This window comes from Mesorhizobium waitakense, from assembly GCF_056431085.1.
The window spans coordinates 23895-43187 of the sequence record NZ_JBWKME010000019.1 but is presented as its reverse complement, the minus strand read 5'-3'; the positions used below and the strand labels follow the sequence as shown (position 1 = coordinate 43187).

The 19293-nt window shown below is 60.9% G+C and carries 19 protein-coding genes and 1 tRNA gene; 14 read left to right on the top strand and 6 right to left on the bottom strand.

Features of this window, described 5'->3' with window-relative positions:
* Positions 1–68: 68 nt before the first annotated feature.
* Together AC07FD_RS06405 and AC07FD_RS06400 are read right to left on the bottom strand one after the other, a co-directional pair.
* Positions 69–1151 (bottom strand): tyrosine-type recombinase/integrase, encoded by a 1083-nt coding sequence (locus tag AC07FD_RS06405; RefSeq protein ID WP_478349161.1) that lies wholly within the window; start codon positions 1149–1151, stop codon positions 69–71.
* Positions 1152–1391: 240 nt separating this feature from the next.
* Positions 1392–2537 carry a porin gene (locus tag AC07FD_RS06400; RefSeq protein WP_478349160.1) on the bottom strand — a complete coding sequence of 382 codons (1146 nt, stop codon included), beginning with the start codon at positions 2535–2537 and terminating at the stop codon, positions 1392–1394.
* Between the two features lie 451 nt (positions 2538–2988).
* Here AC07FD_RS06400 and AC07FD_RS06395 point away from each other — a divergent pair.
* Both AC07FD_RS06395 and AC07FD_RS06390 read left to right on the top strand, forming a co-directional pair.
* Positions 2989–3079: transfer RNA gene (locus AC07FD_RS06395), tRNA-Ser, on the top strand.
* Positions 3080–3229: 150 nt separating this feature from the next.
* A complete protein-coding gene (locus AC07FD_RS06390; RefSeq protein WP_478349159.1) occupies positions 3230–4405 on the top strand; it encodes a porin in 1176 nt (391 codons plus the stop codon).
* 189 nt (positions 4406–4594) lie between these two features.
* Here the strand turns inward: AC07FD_RS06390 and AC07FD_RS06385 are convergent, their stop codons facing one another.
* Complete coding sequence (locus AC07FD_RS06385) at positions 4595–6262, bottom strand: tetratricopeptide repeat-containing sulfotransferase family protein (RefSeq protein ID WP_478349158.1); 1668 nt, start codon at positions 6260–6262, stop codon at positions 4595–4597.
* A gap of 119 nt (positions 6263–6381) precedes the next feature.
* Here AC07FD_RS06385 and AC07FD_RS06380 point away from each other — a divergent pair, with 119 nt between their 5' ends.
* Positions 6382–7494, top strand: a complete 1113-nt coding sequence (locus AC07FD_RS06380) for a pyridoxal phosphate-dependent aminotransferase (protein WP_478349157.1) — start codon at positions 6382–6384, stop codon at positions 7492–7494.
* 104 nt (positions 7495–7598) lie between these two features.
* Here AC07FD_RS06380 and AC07FD_RS06375 read toward each other — a convergent pair whose 3' ends face one another.
* Positions 7599–8594, bottom strand: coding sequence for a bifunctional helix-turn-helix transcriptional regulator/GNAT family N-acetyltransferase (locus tag AC07FD_RS06375; protein WP_478349156.1), 996 nt, complete (start codon positions 8592–8594; stop codon positions 7599–7601).
* Positions 8595–8749: 155 nt separating this feature from the next.
* On the opposite strand from AC07FD_RS06375, the gene AC07FD_RS06370 reads away from it, so the two are divergent.
* From AC07FD_RS06370 to AC07FD_RS06335, 8 genes are all read left to right on the top strand, one after another.
* Positions 8750–9034 (top strand): acylphosphatase, encoded by a 285-nt coding sequence (locus AC07FD_RS06370; RefSeq protein ID WP_478349155.1) that lies wholly within the window; start codon positions 8750–8752, stop codon positions 9032–9034.
* A gap of 72 nt (positions 9035–9106) precedes the next feature.
* Positions 9107–9766 (top strand): TetR/AcrR family transcriptional regulator, encoded by a 660-nt coding sequence (locus AC07FD_RS06365; protein WP_478349154.1) that lies wholly within the window; start codon positions 9107–9109, stop codon positions 9764–9766.
* A 63-nt stretch (positions 9767–9829) separates the two neighbouring features.
* Positions 9830–10993 carry an isovaleryl-CoA dehydrogenase gene (locus tag AC07FD_RS06360; RefSeq protein ID WP_478349153.1) on the top strand — a complete coding sequence of 388 codons (1164 nt, stop codon included), beginning with the start codon at positions 9830–9832 and terminating at the stop codon, positions 10991–10993.
* Between the two features lie 11 nt (positions 10994–11004).
* The gene (locus tag AC07FD_RS06355; RefSeq protein WP_478349152.1) at positions 11005–11265 is read left to right on the top strand and encodes a hypothetical protein; all 261 of its coding nucleotides are present in this window, start codon (positions 11005–11007) and stop codon (positions 11263–11265) included.
* 9 nt (positions 11266–11274) lie between these two features.
* Positions 11275–12882, top strand: a complete 1608-nt coding sequence (locus AC07FD_RS06350; RefSeq protein ID WP_478349151.1) for a carboxyl transferase domain-containing protein — start codon at positions 11275–11277, stop codon at positions 12880–12882.
* Position 12883: 1 nt separating this feature from the next.
* Positions 12884–13411 (top strand): O-acetyl-ADP-ribose deacetylase, encoded by a 528-nt coding sequence (locus tag AC07FD_RS06345; RefSeq protein ID WP_478349150.1) that lies wholly within the window; start codon positions 12884–12886, stop codon positions 13409–13411.
* A gap of 120 nt (positions 13412–13531) precedes the next feature.
* Entirely contained in the window at positions 13532–13909 is a 378-nt protein-coding gene (locus AC07FD_RS06340) for a hypothetical protein (RefSeq protein ID WP_478349149.1), read from the top strand.
* Positions 13910–13955: 46 nt separating this feature from the next.
* Positions 13956–15938, top strand: a complete 1983-nt coding sequence (locus AC07FD_RS06335; RefSeq protein ID WP_478349148.1) for an acetyl/propionyl/methylcrotonyl-CoA carboxylase subunit alpha — start codon at positions 13956–13958, stop codon at positions 15936–15938.
* A gap of 91 nt (positions 15939–16029) precedes the next feature.
* On the opposite strand, the gene AC07FD_RS06330 is transcribed toward AC07FD_RS06335, so the two are convergent.
* Together AC07FD_RS06330 and AC07FD_RS06325 are read right to left on the bottom strand one after the other, a co-directional pair.
* Entirely contained in the window at positions 16030–17151 is a 1122-nt protein-coding gene (locus tag AC07FD_RS06330; protein ID WP_478349147.1) for an ABC transporter substrate-binding protein, read from the bottom strand.
* Between the two features lie 408 nt (positions 17152–17559).
* Positions 17560–17826: an SEL1-like repeat protein gene (locus tag AC07FD_RS06325; RefSeq protein WP_010915070.1), complete on the bottom strand. Its 267-nt coding sequence runs from the start codon at positions 17824–17826 to the stop codon at positions 17560–17562.
* A 449-nt stretch (positions 17827–18275) separates the two neighbouring features.
* Here AC07FD_RS06325 and AC07FD_RS06320 point away from each other — a divergent pair, with 449 nt between their 5' ends.
* The 3 genes from AC07FD_RS06320 to AC07FD_RS06310 all read left to right on the top strand — a co-directional run bounded on the left by AC07FD_RS06320 (position 18276) and on the right by AC07FD_RS06310 (position 19224).
* The gene (locus AC07FD_RS06320) at positions 18276–18617 is read left to right on the top strand and encodes a DUF2147 domain-containing protein (RefSeq protein ID WP_478349146.1); all 342 of its coding nucleotides are present in this window, start codon (positions 18276–18278) and stop codon (positions 18615–18617) included.
* A 214-nt stretch (positions 18618–18831) separates the two neighbouring features.
* Positions 18832–18990, top strand: coding sequence for a hypothetical protein (locus tag AC07FD_RS06315; protein WP_478349145.1), 159 nt, complete (start codon positions 18832–18834; stop codon positions 18988–18990).
* A gap of 39 nt (positions 18991–19029) precedes the next feature.
* Positions 19030–19224: a hypothetical protein gene (locus tag AC07FD_RS06310; RefSeq protein ID WP_095081732.1), complete on the top strand. Its 195-nt coding sequence runs from the start codon at positions 19030–19032 to the stop codon at positions 19222–19224.
* Positions 19225–19293 lie beyond the last annotated feature (69 nt).

Here is a 19293-nt window from a genome sequence, read left to right as displayed (position 1 = left end):
TCTAAAGTAAACCCCAAGACCAAACAAGGTCCTGGGGTTGACACAACAGTATAAGCTAGCTGGCCTGCCTATTTGGCTTTTGAATTTTTCCGAGGCGCTTTCGGCGAGGCCGCAGCTGATTCGTCCCGCTGTTTCCGTGCTGTGGGCGGGGATGAAGGAGTGGTCACAGGCGACGAAAACATGGAGCCTTCGCCACTGCTTGCCGGTTGCTCGCCGCGGGGTGTCTCCAGGACAACCACACAGCCATCGAGGTCATTGGTGGCCAGATGCGCATAACGCATGGTCATCGATAGCGTCTGGTGACCGAGCCACATCTGCACACGGCGGATGTCGATGCCACCCTGGACGAGACGCGAGGCGCAGGTGTGTCGCAAGATATGCGGCACCACCTGGTCATCGGCGCCAAGGCCGACTTCGGCTTTGGCATCGTTCCAGATGGCACGGAATTGTGCCTGGCTGAGCTTGGTGAACGGGCCTTTGGGCCGGCGGCCTTCGGTAGCCGGCAGCTTGATGACCTCCTTGACCCGCTCGGTCATCGGAATGGTGCGGCTGCGGCCGGATTTGGTGATCCAGAAACTGACGCGATGCTCCTGGATGTCGTTCCAGATCAGCCCAAGCGCCTCACCGAGACGGCATCCGGTATCGACCAGGAAGACTGAAAGCCTGTAGGCATCCTCGCTGCGGCTCTTGATGGCAGCGAACAGCCGAGCCTCTTCGTCCCTCTCAAGGAAACGAATCCGTCCCGCCCGCTCCTTCTGGCGGCGAAACTCCGGCAGGCTGTGGATATCTCCCATCTTATGAGCCTTGCGCAGCAGTTTGCTGAGGGCAGCCATCTTTCGATTGATGGTTGCGTTGCTGTTGCCGCGCTGGCGCAAGGTACCAATAAGGTTATCCAGGGTACTCTGGTCAAAGGCGCTGAATCGCTCTCCAAGGAGAAGCTCGTCTATCTCGCCGATGAAAGAGCTGACATTGTATTTATGCCGCCCATCATCCCACAATATGTCCCGGTATGCTAAAAAGAGCTCTCGAACCCTATACGACTTTACTTCTCTGATCTTGTTGTAACTGTATCGTATATTCGATTTTTGAGAAGAAAACATCGAAAAATGATCAGAAGGCTCACCCTCTTGAATCGCTTCGGTCGTCATCATTTGCCACACCCCCGAGTGGGATAGATCAGCCCTATCCGCTTGGAGGCGTCCTTTCAAGAGATTTGAATCACGCAGTTGTGATTTCCTCCGCCCATCAGCGGATCCCACGAAATCACCCACGGACCCTATTCAGCTACCGTTACCCCCTGTTCCTTCTGTTTGCCTTGACCCAGTCACGAAACAAAAACAGCCCGGGCGTTTGCGCGCCCGGGCTGGATTTCACCTGTGTAGAACCAGCCCTTAGAACGAGCGCTGGAAGCGGAGGATACCGCCGACGTTGCTCTTCTTGTCGGCATGGGTCCAGTTGGAGAAGTCGGCGTCGTCGAACTTGCCTGCATTGAGGTAGTCGACTTCGGCCGTGACCGTGAAGCCGGGAACGATGTCGTAGGCGACGTTCGCGGCGACGCCGAGATTCTGCCAATCGTCATACGAGATCTGGGCGTTGAACGAGGTCTTCTCGTTGAAGTGGTAGCTGCCACCACCCCAGACTGCCCAGGTGCCGCCCCACTGCTTGTACATGCCGCGACCGTTGGCCGGGAAATTCAAGGTATCGTCGGTGAGGTTGTCGTCCGTGCCGAAGCCGGCCATGACCCACAGAGTCAGAGCGTCAGACGCTTTCACGTCCAAGCGGACCTTGCCGGACACTTCTTCGTAGTTGCTGTCATAAGCGATGACGCCGGTGATGGCGCCCCAGCCCTGCGTCCACTTCACGCCGCCGACGACATGCGGAACATAGCTGTCGATCGTGTAGCCGCCATAGCCTTCTTCGAGCGAGACCACGGCCGAGAAGCCGTTGCCAGCATCGAAATAGTACTGGATGACGTTGGTGTCGAAGCCGCCGTAAGGAACCAGCGTATCCTGGATGACTTCGCCGGCGTAGCCGATGAATGTGTTGTAGGCCGATTCGTCCTTACCGACGCGGAGACCACCGAGCTGGATCCAGGCGAAGTTCAGCGAGGCGCCCGAGTTGCCGGCCTCGTTGATGTAAGGGCTTGTGTCGGCATTGGCGTTGTTGAAGTTGAAGCGGGTCTCGGTGTAGGTCTTCAAGGTGCCCAGTTCGGTTTCCTGGCCGGTCCAGGTCTTGAACGTGAAGCGGGCCCGCTTACGCCAAGTGTCGTTGCTCTCATCGACATCCATATGATCTGCGCTTCTTGCGCCATCGAACGAGCCGACGTCGCCGCCGCTGATGTCGTAACGGACATAGCCGCCGATCCGCAGGCAGGTTTCCGTGCCGGGGATGTAGAAGTAGCCAGCGCCGTAGACGTCGCAGATCTTGACGTATTCAGCGGGTTCCGGCTCGGCGACGACAACGGCGTCGGCGGCGCGCGCACCGGAAACTGCGAGCAGAGCCGCAGCGGAGCCGAGGAGAAGGCTCTTGATGTTCATTTTCTGACCTCCAGTCAAAAGTTAAAAAACGGGTCTGGGTATTCTTTGCTGAAGGACAGCGTTCCCTGCCCCATCCCCACTACCGAAAAAGATGCGCACCGCGCCGCTCCTTCGAATTCGACATTACCCATGAGACGGCGGCGTTCAACCACGATCGTACCGGCGAAAGGGCTGTTCGGCTGCTATCCCCTGGCGTTGTTGCACAAATGACACGATTTGGCCTCACTCAGAAAGCTCTCGTTAACCATTGGGGCCGCCGCAACCGCTTATTTCCAGTCGAATCCGGCGATCGGCCGACGGAATCATGGCGAGGCCCCGAGTCGCCAGCCAGGAAACTGCCGCAGAACCGCCGCATCCATGGAAAGCCGCAGCTCGGTGCGTTCTTATTTTTCCATATAATGGTGCGAGCTTGTTGATTGTGCCGGCGCTTTTCTTTATCCAGCGGCGCAACGGAGAGGTGGCCGAGTGGTCGAAGGCGCTCCCCTGCTAAGGGAGTAGAGGTCAAAAGCTTCTCGTGGGTTCGAATCCCATCCTCTCCGCCATCTCTGCCTGCCTCGAAGGCGGCCCATCAAAATTCATCCCATTAAATCAGATAGATAGGCAGGCAATCCGTTGCCGTCGGAACGCAACCCCGTGCCAAAAATGCACTGAAGGCAACGCTGTTTTGTTCGATTCTGACTGGAGGTCAGAAAATGAACATTAAGAGCCTTCTCCTCGGCTCCGCTGCGGCTCTGCTCGCAGTTTCCGGTGCGCGCGCCGCCGACGCCGTTGTCGTCGCCGAGCCGGAACCCGCTGAATACGTCAAGATCTGCGACGTCTACGGCGCTGGCTACTTCTACATCCCCGGCACGGAAACCTGCCTGCGCATCGGCGGCTATGTCCGTTACGACATCGGCGGCGGCGACGTCGGCTCGTTCGATGGCGCGCGTGCCGAAAACCAGCTTGGCGATCCCAAGCTGCAGGACACGTGGGCAAAGAACACCCGCTTCACGCTGAAGACCTGGACCGGCCAGGAAACCGAGCTGGGCACGTTGAAGACCTACACCGAAACCCGCATCCAATTCGGCAACTCCAACGGCTATGGCGACGCATACGGCAATGATGCCCACAACAAGGGCATCACGCTGAACTTCGCCTGGATCCAGCTCGGTGGTCTCCGCGTCGGCAAGGACGAATCGGCCTTCAATACGTTCATCGGCTACGCCGGCGAAGTCATCCAGGATACGATCGTCCCCTATGGCGGCTTCGACACCAACGTCGTCCAGTACTATTTCGACGGGGGCAACGGCTTCTCGGCCGTCGTCTCACTCGAAGAAGGCTCCAGTGATGCTGGCGCTGCCACCTTCGACGGGGCCGGCAACTATCTCTTCAACGCGACTTCCGGCAACGACACCATCGACAGCTACGTTCCGGACGTCGTCGGCGGCGTGAAGTACACGCAGGGCTGGGGTGCCATCACCGGCGTGGCATCCTACGACAGCACCTGGGAAGAGTGGACCGGCAAGGTTCGCCTGGACGTGAAAGCGTCTGACGCCCTGACGCTGTGGATCATGGGCGGCTATGGTTCGGACGATCACATCGACCGCAACTTCTACAAGCAGTGGGGCGGCAACTGGGCAGTGTGGGGCGGCGGCACCTACAAGTTCAACGAGAAGACCTCGTTCAACCTCCAGGCGTCGGCTGATGACGACAAGAACGTCGGCGTCGCGGCCAACGTTGCCTACGACATCGTCCCCGGCTTCACGGTCACGGGCGAAGTCGACTACAACCACGATGGCAAGTTTGGCGATGCCGACGATCGCAACTGGGTCAACGCCGACAAGAAGAACAGCGTCGGCGGTATCCTCCGCTTCCAGCGCTCGTTCTAACAGGTTTCGGCTTGTCGAAATCGAAAACCCGGCGGGCAACCGCCGGGTTTTTTCAGGACTTTGCGCGACCATTGCATGCGGTGCTGCAGTTCGCGGTCCTAACTTTGGTTCGGCCTCGAGAGCGCAGGTCGCAGACGCATCGCGCGCTTCAGTACCCACAAAGCTCGTTCGCAAGTTTCGGAATTGGGACTATTTGTCCGCCAGGTCGCCCAATGCATCAATCAGCGGCTGAATTTCATTTTCATAATTCTTCCAGCGTTTGACGGACGACCTGTAAATCGGTTGACGGACCTGCCAGCGGCTTGGCGTGTTGACCGAACCATCCCTGTCGAAAAAGCGCAGGCAGGCGTCGTCCCAAGGCAACCCAAGATAATCTATAAGCCGACGAGACTGTGCTTCTTGATCCTGGACCAACGTTTCGTACTGATTCTCGAAGATCAGGCCCGGGAAAACCTCATTCCAATGCTGCATGAGGCGGTCATATTCGCGATAGTACAGGCCGAGTGCCTTCAGGTCGGCGTTGTAACTGTGCCCCTCGCCGAATCTCTGGACAAAACAAGAGACGCAATTGTCGATGGCGTCACGACGGCAATGAATGATGCGCGCGTTGGGAAAGAGAACGGCGATAAGACCGATCAGTTCGAAATTATGAGGCATCTTATCCACGATCCGAAGCGCGGAAGGTGCCCGCTCCCTCAGATAGGTCAGATGCTCTTCGGCCAACGTTCTGGACAGGTCTTTTGTGATCGACGCGATCACCTGGTCTAAACGTCCGGCCGATGACTTTTTGAGGTCGATCGCATTCGCGACTCTTCTGAGTTTGCTCAGTTCCCCTGCGCCATGGACATCGGGATGACTGGCGCAAATCTGTTCCGTAAGCGTCGTTCCCGAGCGAGGCATGCCGACCACGAAAACAGGAACGTCCGAAGGACTTCCGTAACCGGACCTGGCAGCCAGCATCTCAGGCGTGAAGGTCTCGATCAGAGAGTCCGTCCAGCGACGGTATTGGTCGATGTCGAAGATGCGGCCTGAAGCCTGCTTGGCCTTCTTGAAATGGTCGAATGCATCCTTATAGCGCTTGAGGTCGTTCAGCACCTTGCCGGCGGCCAGATGGAGCTTCTCTAAACCGTCCGGATCAAGCTTGGCATTGCCGAGTTCACGAATGATGGATTGGAGTTCCTTTGGCTCTTCGGTGAACTTTCGCGTCTGCACAAGATCATTGTAGGCAGTCGGCACTGCGATGCCACGTTCAATTGTTTCCTTAAAATAGACGGCGGCCTCGTCCATGCGCCCCAGGCTGCTGAGCGCGCGAGCCAGTCCTGTCCGCACCTTGGGATGATCGCGGTTGGTCTTCAGCGCCTTTTCATAGAGCGGCAGAGCCATCTCGGGCTTATCAAACTGGATATAGGCATCCCCCAATGCGCAAAGTGCTTCGACGAGGTTCGGCTGCAACTCCAAGGCATACTGCATATGTTCGATTGCTGGTGAAAACTCACTGACCTTCACGTAGCCCGAGGCCAGGCCAAGGTGGTAGTAGGGGTTCTTTGGCTCCTCGTTGAGTGCGCGTGCGAAATACCGCAACGCCGCCTCATCGTCGTAGCCTATGCACACGGTCCCCAAAATATACAGGGCGAGTGGATGGTTGGGCGTGCGCGCCAGCACCCGAAGGCACAGGTCCTGAGCTTCGTTAAGCCGCTTGGCCTGCTGAAACTGGTACGCCTGCTCCAGCAGCGCGTCGTCTGCCTGTGTACGCGAAAGCGGATTTCCTTGCGGCAGATTTTGCTGCGGGAACTTGGCTTTCGGCCCGGTTTGGACCTTCAGGTGCTTGGACCAGGCTGGCGGCAGACGATTGTTCATTGCGCCTCGCTAGCAAAAAGGGACGAAGGAATCCAGCATTACGGTTGCAGGCCGCGGGCAACTTGCACCGACCAAGCGGGCAGGCTAGCAAGAAGACCCGTTTCAAGCGAGCTTCCTCCATGCGCCCACACCCTCCCCTAACTCCGCTCGTCGCAGCGCTTCCCTCGACGGTGCCTTTTGTTGGCCCCGAGGCGCAGGAGCGCGAGCGTGGCCGCGACTTTCGCGCCCGCATCGGCGCCAATGAGAGCAGTTTTGGTCCTTCGCCGCGCGTCATTGAGCGCATGGCCGGAATTGCCCGTGACATGTGGATGTATTGCGATCCCGACAATCACGACCTGAAAGTGGCGGCCGCCGCGCATCACGGCGTCAAGGTCGAAAACGTCGTGGTCGGCGAAGGCATAGATGGCCTGCTCAGCCTGGTGGCACGCATGTATGTGGCGCCCGGCGATGCCGTGGTCACCTCGCTCGGCGCCTATCCGACCTTCAACTTCCATGTCGCCGGTGTCGGCGGACGGCTGGTCACCGTCCCCTATGAGAACGACAGGGAAAGCCTGGACGGCCTGCTCGCGGCTGTGCGCAAGGACAAGGCACCGCTGGTCTACCTGTCCAATCCGGACAACCCGATGGGCAGCTGGTGGGAGGCGGGCGAGCTCATCCGCTTCATCGAGGCGCTGCCGGAAGCCACCATGCTAGTGCTCGACGAGGCCTATGGCGAACTCGGACCAGCCTCGGCACTGCCGCCGATCGATATCTCGCGACCGAACATCATCCGCATGCGCACCTTCTCGAAGGCCTACGGGCTCGCCGGCATACGCTGCGGCTATGCGGTGGCCGAGGCCCAGGTGATCCGCGATTTCGAGAAGATCCGCAACCATTACGGCGTCAGCCGCATGGCGCAGATCGCCGGCGTCGAGGCACTTGCCGATCAGGACTATCTGCGGAGTGTGGTGGCGCGGGTCGCGGCCGGCCGCCAACGCATCGCCGGCATAGCCGAACAGAACGGGCTGAAGCCGCTGGCCTCGGCAACCAATTTCGTCACCATCGACTGTGGTGGCGACGGCGCCTTCGCGCTGAAAGTGCTGCAGGGCCTGCTGTCACGCGACGTCTTCATCCGCAAGCCGATGGTACCAGTGCTCGACCGCTGCATCCGCGTCAGCGTCGGACTGGATCACGAACTGGACATTTTCGCCGAGGAACTGCCCGGTGCGCTGGCGGCGGCGCGAGGGAATTAGAGCTGTTCCATCCCGATGAATCGGGATGGAACATTCTTGTTTCGGCGTGATCTTTTCCGAAAACCGGCACCCACTTTTCGGGATCATGCAAGGCCGGGTCGCGCTTACAAATCCAGCTCCCAGTTCTGGCCGGTCAAGTCCTTGCCGAAGCTGTGGTGGTGCTCCTCCGAGACCAGCTTGAAACCGGCACGCTCATAGATCGCGCGCGCCGCGACGAGGATATCGTTGGTCCACAGCACCAATCGCTTGTAGCCGCAGGCGCGGGCCCGGCTCACGCATTCCGCGACCAGGCGCTTGCCGATGCCCAGGCCGCGCGCCGCCGCCTCGACATGCAGCATCCTCAGCTTAGCCACCTCGTCGTCCAGATGAACCAGGAACACCGCGCCAACTGGCTCCCCGCTGCCGCGCTCGGCAATCCAGCAGAAATCGCGACCCGGCACGAAATTGCGGATGAAGTCGGCGCCGATTTCGGCAAGCATGGCTTCGAACTCGATGCTCCAGCCATATTCATCGGCGTAGAGCTGGGCCTGCCGTTGCACGACCCAGCCGACGTCGCCGACGCGGTGCGGCCGCAGCGTCACCTCGCCGTTCTCGCTGGCGGGATCACCCAGCAATTCCCCGGCCTTGCGCAAGGCGCCGCCCAGTTCGCGCAGCCTGTCGTCGGGGATGCTTTCGATCAGCCGCGCCGTGTCCCGATCAGCCGCCGCCTGAAGCCTCGCAAGAGCGGCCTCGCCCCTGGACGTCAGCGAGAGAACCCTTCGGCGCCGGTCGGCGGGATCCGTCCGGGCCTCGGTCAGCCCCTCGCCGGCAAACTTGCGCAAGATCCGCGTCAGATAGGCGGCATCGACACGCAATTGGCTGGCGATTTCGGAGGCCGCCGGGCCGTTCTCCAGCCGAAATGCTCCGGCCAGGAAACCGCGTTCGCCGGCGATCTCGGCCGAAGCCGGGCGGCTGTGGTGGCCGAGTTCGAACAGCACCCGCGCCTCGGTCAAGGTGAACGCGCTCTGGGTCAACGTCTCGTCGAGAAGGCCGACGGTGCGGGTGTAGAACCGGTTGAAGTGGCGGATCTGCGCCACCAATGCGTTGCGTTCGTCCAACATCTGCGTCCAACTCCGATATGGCAGCTCCATTTTCCCAAATTAATGGACTGAGTCAACTAAATTTCAAAACCCGAAGAGCCCGACGCCGCACGCAATTCAGGTTGCATTCCCTGCGCCATACGCCAGATTCCAGAGAGACAGGCTTGGAGAGATTCATGGCTGATCATCGCAGGGAAGTACGGGCACGCGTCTACGGCAATGTGCAAGGCGTCGGCTTCAGGATCTGGGTTCGGGGCGAGGCCACAAGCCTTGGTCTAGCGGGCTGGGTTCGCAATGAAGCGGACGGATCGGTAACGACCCAGATTGCGGGCCCCGATGAGGCGGTCTCGACAATGATCGGGCGACTGCGGAAAGGGCCGTCCGCGGCGTCGGTTTCCAGGGTCGACGTCGAGGAGTTGGCCGCCGGAAACGCTTCTGTTGGGTTCAGGATTGTCGCATGACGATGGATCGTGTTCGAGTACTCTTGAATTAATTGAACGTTCGTTTTATTATTGTCCCGCAAAGAGGCTGACATGGCGCGCACCACCGGATCCGATGGCGAAAAGACCGAAGCGACCATCCGCGAGGCGGCCGTCAATCTGATCGCGCGGTTTGGCTACGAAGCGATGTCGATGCGCCAGCTCGCCGCTGAAGTCGGCGTGCAGGCAGCGGCGCTCTACCGCTATTTTCCGACCAAGGAAGAGCTTCTGTTCACGCTGATGCGCGAGCATATGGAAGGCCTGAGCGATGCGTGGGAAGCAGCCCGCCCGACCAGCACGGATCCCGTGCGGCGGCTCGCCGCCTATGTCGAAAACCACATCGCTTTTCATATCGAGCGTCGGCATGCCACGCATGTGTCGAACATGGAGTTGCGCAGCCTGTCGCCCGAAAGGCTGACGCAGATCCTGCGCCTGCGCACGGCCTACGAAAAGGAGCTGCGCGCCATACTGCGCGATGGCGCCGAGGCCGGCGTCTTCAACATCGATGACACCGGGCTGACGGCCATGGCGCTGATCCAGATGATGACCGGCGTCATCGTTTGGTTTCGCCCGGGCGAGCGGCTGTCGATCGCTGAAGTGACGGCGACATATCTTTCAATGACAATGCGTCTGGTTGGAGTAGGAACCGTCGGCGAGACGACCCATGGCAGCGCGCGCGCCCTCGGACGCGCAAGAGACGCCGCAGCACTTTGATTTCGCGTATGCTCCTTCGAAGATCGAGAGGGATCTTCGGGGTCATGCGGGCAGGAGGAAGGCATGTACACGAACACGCTCAGCTTCGGGCATGACGAGGATATCGAGGCGCTGCGCGACATGGTGCGGCGCTTCGCCCAGGACAGGATCGCGCCGATCGCCGCCGACATCGATCGTTCGAACGAATTCCCGGCGCATCTATGGCGTGAACTCGGCGCGCTCGGGTTGCTCGGCATTACCGCCGACCCCGATTTCGGTGGCAGTGGCATGGGCTACCTTGCGCATGTGATCGCCGTCGAGGAAATCTCCCGCGCCTCGGCATCGGTCGGCCTCTCCTACGGCGCCCACTCAAACCTCTGCGTCAACCAGATCAGCCGCTGGGCAACGCCGGCGCAGAAGGAAGAATTCCTGCCGCCGCTGTGTTCCGGCGAGCGCGTCGGTGCGCTGGCGATGTCGGAATCCGGCGCCGGCTCGGACGTCGTTTCGCTCAAGCTGCGCGCCGAAAAACGCAATGACCGTTATGTGCTCAACGGCACCAAGATGTGGATCACCAACGGGCCGGACGCCGAAACGCTGGTCGTCTATGCCAAGACCGATCCCGATCGGAAATCGCGCGGCATCACCGCCTTCATCGTCGAGAAAGCGATGGCCGGGTTCTCCGTGGCGCAAAAACTCGACAAGCTCGGCATGCGCGGCTCCAACACCGGCGAACTGGTTTTTTCGGATGTCGAAGTGCCGTTCGAAAACGTGCTGCATGAGGAAGGCCGCGGCGTCGAAGTGCTGATGTCAGGCCTCGACTACGAGCGCACCGTGCTCGCCGGTGGGCCGATCGGTCTGATGGCGGCGTGCCTGGACGTGGCGATCCCCTATGTGCACGAGCGCAAGCAGTTCGGCCAGCCGATCGGCGAATTCCAGCTGGTGCAAGGCAAGCTCGCCGACATGTACACGACGATGAACGCCGCGCGCGCCTACGTCTATGCCGTCGCCGCCGCCTGCGATCGCGGCCAGACGACGCGCAAGGATGCCGCCGGCTGCGTGTTGTTTGCCGCCGAAAAGGCAACGCAGATGGCCCTCGACGCCCTCCAGCTGCTGGGCGGCAATGGCTACATCAACGACTATCCGACCGGCCGGTTGTTGCGCGACGCCAAGCTCTACGAAATCGGCGCCGGCACCAGCGAGATTCGCCGCTGGCTGATCGGGCGGGAAATCGTGGCGGAGGGAGTGTAAGCGATTTCAAAATGGGTAGTTTGCAGGACTATTTCGAAACAATCACACGCGCCGTCGTCGCATTAATTTCGCTGTCGGTATCTGCGGGGACCGCTTATTCTGATCCGCTGCGATTCGAAAACGTCGCTGTACTGCGGGCTGAAGTCATTTCGTGTCTGAAGACCGACAGTCGCATCAAGATAGACAAAATTTTTAAGAACGAACCCGACCTTCTATCCGAGTATATTTTCGAGCGCGTAGACGGCAAGTTGCAAGTCGTGGCGGAGCAATAGGAATCGACCGTGGCCGTACTTCAAACCCAGATCTCCCCGTCCTCCGACACCTTTCGCGCCAATGCCGAGCGCATGCGGGCGCTGGTCGCCGACATTGCGGACAAGGCTGCAAGCGTCGAGCGCGGTGGCTCGGAGGAGGCACGAGAGCGCCACGTCTCGCGTGACAAGCTGTTGCCGCGCGAGCGCCTTGCGCAGTTGCTGGACATCGGCTCGCCCTTCCTCGAGATCGGCCAGTTCGCCGCGTGGTCGATGTATGGCGAGGAGATTTCCGCGGCCGGCATGATCGCCGGCATCGGTCGCGTCGAAGGCACCGAGGTCATGGTCGTCGTCAACGACGCGACGGTGAAGGGCGGCACCTATTATCCGCTGACGGTGAAGAAGCATCTGCGGGCGCAGGAGATCGCGCTGCAGAACAATTTGCCTTGCATCTATCTGGTCGACAGCGGCGGCGCCAATCTGCCCAACCAGGACGAGGTGTTTCCCGATCGCGAGCATTTCGGCCGCATCTTCTACAACCAGGCCAACATGTCGGCGGCCGGCATCCCGCAGATCGCCTGCGTCATGGGTTCCTGCACGGCGGGCGGCGCCTATGTGCCGGCGATGTCCGACGAGACGATCATGGTGCGCAACCAGGCGACCATGTTCCTCGGCGGCCCGCCGCTGGTGAAAGCGGCCACTGGTGAAGACGTCAGCGCCGAAGACCTCGGTGGCGCGGACGTGCACACGCGGCTTTCCGGCGTTGCCGACCACTATGCGCTGGATGACGACCATGCGCTTGCCATCTGCCGCCGTATCGTCAAAAACCTGAATCGGAACAAGACTGTACGGCTGCACTTACAGAAATCGATTCCGCCGCTTCACGCAGCCGATGAGCTCTACGGCATCGTGCCGACGGACCTGCGCCAGCCCTATGACGTGCGCGAAGTGATCGCGCGGATCGTCGATGGCTCCGAATTCGACGAGTTCAAGCAGAACTACGGCACTACGCTGATCACCGGCTTTGCCCATCTCCATGGCATGCCGGTCGGCATCATCGCCAACAATGGCGTGCTGTTTTCCGAGAGCGCGCTGAAGGGCGCGCACTTCATCGAATTGTGCTGCCAGCGCAAGATCCCGCTGGTCTTCCTGCAGAACATCACCGGCTTCATGGTCGGTCGGAAATACGAAGCGGGCGGCATCGCCAAGGACGGCGCCAAGCTGGTGATGGCGGTCGCCACCGCCAGGGTGCCGAAGGTGACTGTCATCATCGGCGGTTCGTTCGGCGCCGGCAATTACGGCATGTGCGGCCGCGCGTATTCACCGCGCTTCCTGTGGATGTGGCCGAACGCCCGCATCTCGGTGATGGGCGGCGAGCAGGCGGCGACGGTGCTCGCCATGGTCAAGCGCGAAGGCATCGAGCGCAAGGGCGGGGAATGGAGCGCCGAGGAGGAGGCAAAATTCAAGAAGCCGATCCTGATGAAATACGAGCATGAGGGCCATCCGCTCTACTCGTCCGCCCGCCTTTGGGACGACGGCATCATCGACCCGGCGAAGACGCGCGACGTGCTGGCGCTCAGCCTGTCCGCTGCGCTCAATGCCGAGATTGAGGAAACGCGCTTCGGCGTGTTCAGGATGTGACATGAATGACCGTCCGCGGATCCAGGTTCATGCCGGCGACATCACCAAACTGGCAGTCGACGCCATCGTCAACGCCGCCAACACCTCGCTTCTCGGTGGTGGCGGGGTCGATGGCGCTATTCATCGCGCGGCAGGCCGTGAGCTCGAGTTCGAATGCCGTATGTTGAATGGATGCAAAGTGGGCGAAGCCAAGATCACCAAGGGCTATAAACTTCCGTCGCGGTACATCATCCACACGGTCGGGCCGGTCTGGCAAGGCGGCGGCAAGGGTGAAGCCGAACTGCTGGCCGCCTGCTATATACGCTCGCTCGAACTCGCCGCCGTGAATGACTGCCGCACCGTGGCGTTTCCGGCGATCTCAACGGGTGTCTACCGCTACCCGAAAGAAGAGGCGACACAGATCGCCGTCGACACAGTCAGCGCGTTCGTCGAGAAGCGAACAATGCCGGAAACCATCACTTTTTGCTGCTTCGACAACCAAACGGCTGAACTATACCGGCAGGCCGTTGCTGCCCCGCGAAAGGGCTGAACTGCATGGACCAACCGATTTACCAGCATAGGCAAACTCGAATCTCCGCTGGCGCGCTGGCGGGGAGGCAAAATATTCTCTATCGCTCATCCTGCACAGTGCAACGGAGACAGGGTGAAAATGAAACTGAGATATTGCCAGAAGACGATTGGTTCTATACTTGCAAGTTTGCTCATATTCGCAACGCATGGCGTCGGCTCAGCGGAATCGCTGGCGGGCAAGATGGGCGACAAGCGGTTTTCTCCGACCTTGTCGCTCGACCCGAAAGAAGCCTGCTACAAATCCTACCTCGCCTATATCGCGGCGAGCGGCAATTCAGCCTACGCCACGACGTTCTATTCACGCGTCGTCGATCTCCACATTTTCTGCAGCGTGAAGCTGAACGCACCTTCGCAGAGGGACGCCGAGGAGACTGCGTTGCGTGGCTGTCAGAGCGGCTTCGCCAGGTGGAAGGTCAAGACTGCAAGCGGCGGTTGCGCGATCGTTGCGTCGAAGTAAGCCGGCGGCCGGGCTGGCGCCGCCCGAGGCAGACCCGGGAGGCTCCATGTTCGCCAAGATCCTGATCGCCAATCGCGGCGAGATCGCTTGCCGTGTCATCCGCACGGCGCGCCAGTTGGGGGTGCACACCGTCGCCGTCTATTCGGATGCCGATGCAAAATCCCTGCATGTCGAGATGGCCGACGAAGCCGTGCGCATCGGCCCCTCGCCTGTCGGCGAAAGCTATCTGCGCGGCGACAAGATTGTCGCCGCGGCCTTGGCTGCGGGCGCGCAAGCCGTTCATCCCGGTTACGGCTTCCTTTCGGAAAACCCCGATTTCGTCGACCAGGTGGTGGCGGCGGGGTTGGTTTTCATCGGTCCGTCGGCGGCCTCGATCCGGGCCATGGGGCTGAAGGATGCCGCCAAGCGGCTGATGGAGAAGGCCGGCGTGCCGGTGGTGCCGGGCTACCATGGCGAGGCGCAGGAGATCGTGCTGCTGGCCTCCAAGGCGCGCGAGATCGGCTATCCCGTGCTGATCAAGGCGCGTGCCGGCGGCGGCGGCAAGGGCATGCGCCGGGTCGAGCATCCCGATGAGTTTTCCGAGGCGCTGTCCAGCGCGCGGCGCGAGGCAAAGGCCGCTTTCGGTGATGACCGCGTGCTGGTCGAGAAATATGTCGACAAGCCGCGCCACATCGAGGTGCAGGTGTTCGGCGACAACTTCGGCAATGCGGTGCATCTCTACGAACGCGACTGCTCGGCGCAGCGCCGCCACCAGAAGGTGATCGAGGAAGCCCCCGCACCCGGCATGACCCCGGCGCTGCGCAAGGCGATGACGGATGCGGCGGTTAAAGCCGCCAAGGCGATCAATTATTCCGGCGCCGGCACCATCGAGTTCATCGTCGATGCCTCGCAAGGCCTGAAGGCCGACCGCTTCTGGTTCATGGAAATGAACACCCGCCTGCAGGTCGAACACCCGGTCACCGAAATGGTCACCGGCACGGACCTGGTCGAGTGGCAATTGCGGATCGCCAGCGGCGAAAAGCTGCCGAAGACGCAGAACGAGATCGCGCTTACCGGCCATGCCTTCGAGGCGCGCATCTATGCCGAGGATGCGACAAAGGGGTTCCTGCCGGCGACCGGCACCTTGCATCATCTGAAGTTTCCGGACGCGGCCCCTGAAGGCGCCACGATGCGCATCGAGACCGGCGTCCGGGCCGGTGATGCCATCTCGCCCTATTACGACCCGATGATCGCCAAGCTGGTCGTCCACGCAAAGGACAGGCAGACGGCCCTGGAAGCGCTCGGCGCGGCGTTGTCGCAAACCGAGATCGCCGGCTCGACCGTCAACACTGCCTTTCTTGCCGCTCTGGCAACCGATCCGGACTTTGCCGCGGGCGATGTCGACACCGGCTTGATCGCCAGGCATCAACCGGCACTGACCGAGGTCGCGCCGCCGAGCGACGAGACCGTTGCGGCAGCCGCGCTTGCGGCCTCAGGCGCCGGAACGTTGCCGTCGTCGAGCGACCCATGGTCGTCGCTTGCCGGCTACGCGCATTTCCACAGCGTGGCCCGGCGCACACGGCTGAAGTTCGGCGAAATCGATATCGCGGCAAGAGTTTCGATGCGACCGGACGGGCGGTTCCAGGTGGCGCTGGACGAGCCCTATGACAACGCCAACGGGCATGATTTTCGCGCCACGCCACGCCTCGCCCGCTGGCCGGGCCATATTACCGTGTTCGACGGCGCCGTTGGCTATATCTTCGCCGTGCCGGACCCGCTGGCGCGGGCGGATGAGGCGGCGGCAGGCGCCGGCAGCCTCCGCGCCCCGATGCCGGGGCTGGTCAAGCTGGTGCGCGCGGCAAAAGGCGATACCGTGATCAAGGGCCAGCCGCTGTTGATCCTCGAATCGATGAAGATGGAGCACACCATCGCCGCGCCGCATGACGGGGTGATCGCCGAGATCGCCACCGAAGGCGCGCAGGTAACCGATGGGACGGTGCTGGTGCGGTTCGTCGAGGAACGGGATGCCTCGACCGCGGCTGCGAACTGACAGCCGAAGGCGGACGACGGATTACAAAAGAAAAATGGCCGGGACGAACCCGGCCATTTCTCTAGGGTGGTCGCTGGAGCGACGTCAGCCATTACTGCGCGATCGGCGCGTATTTGCCGTCGTGCCACTGGTTGATGTCATAGCTGGCATTCTTGAGGTCGCCCTTTTCGTCGAAGGTGACGTTGCCGACAACGGTGCTGATCGGCGTGCCGTTCTTCAACGCTTCGGCAACCTTGCCCGGATCGTCGCTGCCGGCGCGCTTGACGCCTTCGGCGAAAGCCTGGACCACCGCGTAGGAGAACAGCGTGAAGCCTTCCGGCACGAACCCGCCCGCCTTGATCTTGTCGACGGCTGCCTTGGCTTCAGGCTTTGCCTGCGGATCCGACGGGAAGACGAACATCGTGCCCTCGCCGGCCGGGCCGGCAACCTGCCAGAATTCCGGCGAAGCGATGGAGTCCGGCATGATCAGCTGGAACTTCAGGTTCTGTTCCGCCGACTGGCGCAGGATCAGGCCGGCTTCAGGATGGTAACCGCCGAAATAGACGACATCGGCCTTCAGATCCTTGAGCTTGGTGACGAGAGCCGAATAGTCCTTCTCGCCGGCATTGATGCCGTCATAATACACCTCCTTGAGGCCACCGGCATTCATGGTTGCCCTGACGGCGTCAGCCACGCCCTGTCCGTAGGCACTCTTGTCGTGCAGGACGACGACGTTTTTGCCAGCAAACTTCTTGGCGATCCATGGGCCAATGAAGGCGCCCTGCGCATCGTCACGCGTATAAAGGCGCATGATCGTCGGCCAGCCGGCCTTGGCCGCCGCGTCGGTCAGCACCGGGTTTGACGAGGCCGGGCTCATCATCAGGGCGCCAGCCTCGGCATAGACGGCAGAGGCCGGAATGCTCGAACCCGAACAGGCGTGCCCATCGATGAACTTGACGCCATCGGCGACGATGCGGTTGGCGACCGACACGGCCTGCTTGGGATCGCACTGGTCGTCCTGGATACTCAGCTTGATTTGGCGACCGTCGACACCACCCGCCGCGTTGATCGCGTCAGCAGCGGCCTGTGCGCCCTGCTTGAACTGATCGCCGATGGTGGCGAGTTGTCCAGTCATCGGACCGACCACCGCAAAGGTGATGTCGTCAGCGAATGCGGCCGGCGCACTCATCATCAGGCCAAAAACGGCCGCGCTCAAAATACTCATTTTTTTCATGGTGATAGAACTCCTCCACTCACGCGCGGCCGCCCGGCCGCGCTTCTTCCAGAGAGGCGGGACAATTTCATCCTTCACCGGGCCTGTCTAGGCGCATCGGCGGCACTCGATTGGGCCTGCAAGACGTCATCCACGCAAAAAAGCCACGCCAGCCTTGTTTCGGCTGGTCGTGGCTTTTTGCTCGTCAAGCGGCCCCAAGCGCCCCGAAATCCCGCTCGCCTTCCCCGCATCGCACGACTGAGCCTGGCCGGCCTGCCGCGTTCTTTTTATCTCTTGTTCGAGCCTGATTCCGAGAACCTGCTCCAGGACCGTCTTGCGCGGCCTTCCATTCCGCCGGGTCTGGCCGTCTGTGCGGTCTTGATCCCGGGCTTCCCTGTCTTGGATAGGTCTATCCGCGGTCGGCGGATTTCAGTGCATGGTCATCCATTCACGGGCTTCGCGAAGCGCCTTGGCGATCTCGACCTTCGACATCGCTGCCGACAGTTCCGAGCGCAGTTCCGCGGCGCGGGCCGAACCCTTGATCGCGGCGATGTTGAACCATTTGTGGGCGGCAACGACATCGGTCTCGCAATCGCGGCCGGTCGCATACATCATGCCCAGTTCGAAAAGAATGTCGGCCTGGGCGGTTGCCCCCATGGCGCCGAAGCCTGCTTCAAGCATTTCAAAACGTGCCATTTTCAATCCCCTGTTCTGGCCCTGTCTGGCTCCCGAGAGCTGCCTTCGTTTGTCCTTGCGGGCTGCTCTTCCGATGCTTTCGAGAATGCCGTGGAGGCTTGAATCCGTCGTTAAATGGCGTGCTTAATTTGAGGAAAACAAAGCTAAAACAAGAGGTAAACGCGGAAATTCATTAAGGATACAAAGCCAGCAATCGGGCCGGTTTTCCTCAAATTCGACGAAAATTTTCGCGGCAGGAATCAACACTCCGCTAACCACGGGAAACAAACACGGTCCGCGGATACTTTCCTTTCTTGCCCGTGCGGCCCGCGTGGGCGCCTTTCAGAATCCCGAAAATCTTACGCGGCGGCACCACTTTTGTTTTGCGGGGAGCTGGATTAGCTTACGTTTGCGTAAGCGGCAGACCGACGAGGCGGAGCGTCGGCCGGATATCCAAAGGGAGGAAGCCCATGTTTCGAAAAGTGAGCCTGGCCCTGGCGGCCACATTGATCATGGCGGGTGCGGCGTGGGCCGATCCGATCGAAGGTAATTGGAAGACACAGGCCGGCGATACCGCAGCCATCGGCGGCAGCGGCACGTTTTCCATCATGCTCAAGTCCGGCAAATATGCCGGCAAGACCATCGGTTCGCTCAAGGCCGCCGGCGACAACAAATATGCCGGCAACATCACCGATCCGGCAAACGACAAAACCTATTCGGGCAAGGCGACATTGTCGGGCACCTCGCTCAAGATGAGCGGCTGCGTGCTTGGCGGACTGATCTGCAAGAGCCAGACCTGGCACAAGCTCTGATCGACCGCATCCTTGCGACATGAAAACGGGGCCTCGACAGGCCCCGTTTTTATTTGCCCAGGCGCGAGGAGCCCGTGCATGGCCTCGCGCCGGCCGGGACTGACGCCGACGCCGTCAACCCGTCAACCAATTTGAACCGCAGATGAACGCCGGCATCAGAGCCGGTTCAGTCGCGCTCGGGCATTCTCCTGCGTGTTGAAGGAGACACGACCCAATGCTTGCTCGCCGCTTCACCATCGTCTGCCTGCTGATGAGCCTGTTTGGAATGTTCTTCGCAATCCTCGTCGCCGAAACGGGCCGTCCGGCCCGCGCCTGGGACGAAGCCAGTTCCAGAACCTGTCGCCTCACCTGCTCCACCCACCTTCGCAACTGAACAAAGAAACCAAGACCTCGAAAAGAAAAGCAGAACACCATGAACCGCATCGCCGCCAACACTCTCAAGACCCTTCGGCTTCTGCCGCGGGCGGCGCTTATCCTGATGGTTCTGGCTGCTCCGGTTCTGGCCGTGCCGATGATGCGCGCCGATACCGGTTCGACGATCGAAGCACCCGCTTTGAGGAAGTCCGGTGTCGGCTTCGTGCTCCTGGTCAGCCTGCAGCGCGGTTAAAGAAAAACGACGCTTTGGCCGCCTTCGGTTGCGACACCCCTCCCAAGTGCCGATCCAAGTCTCTATATT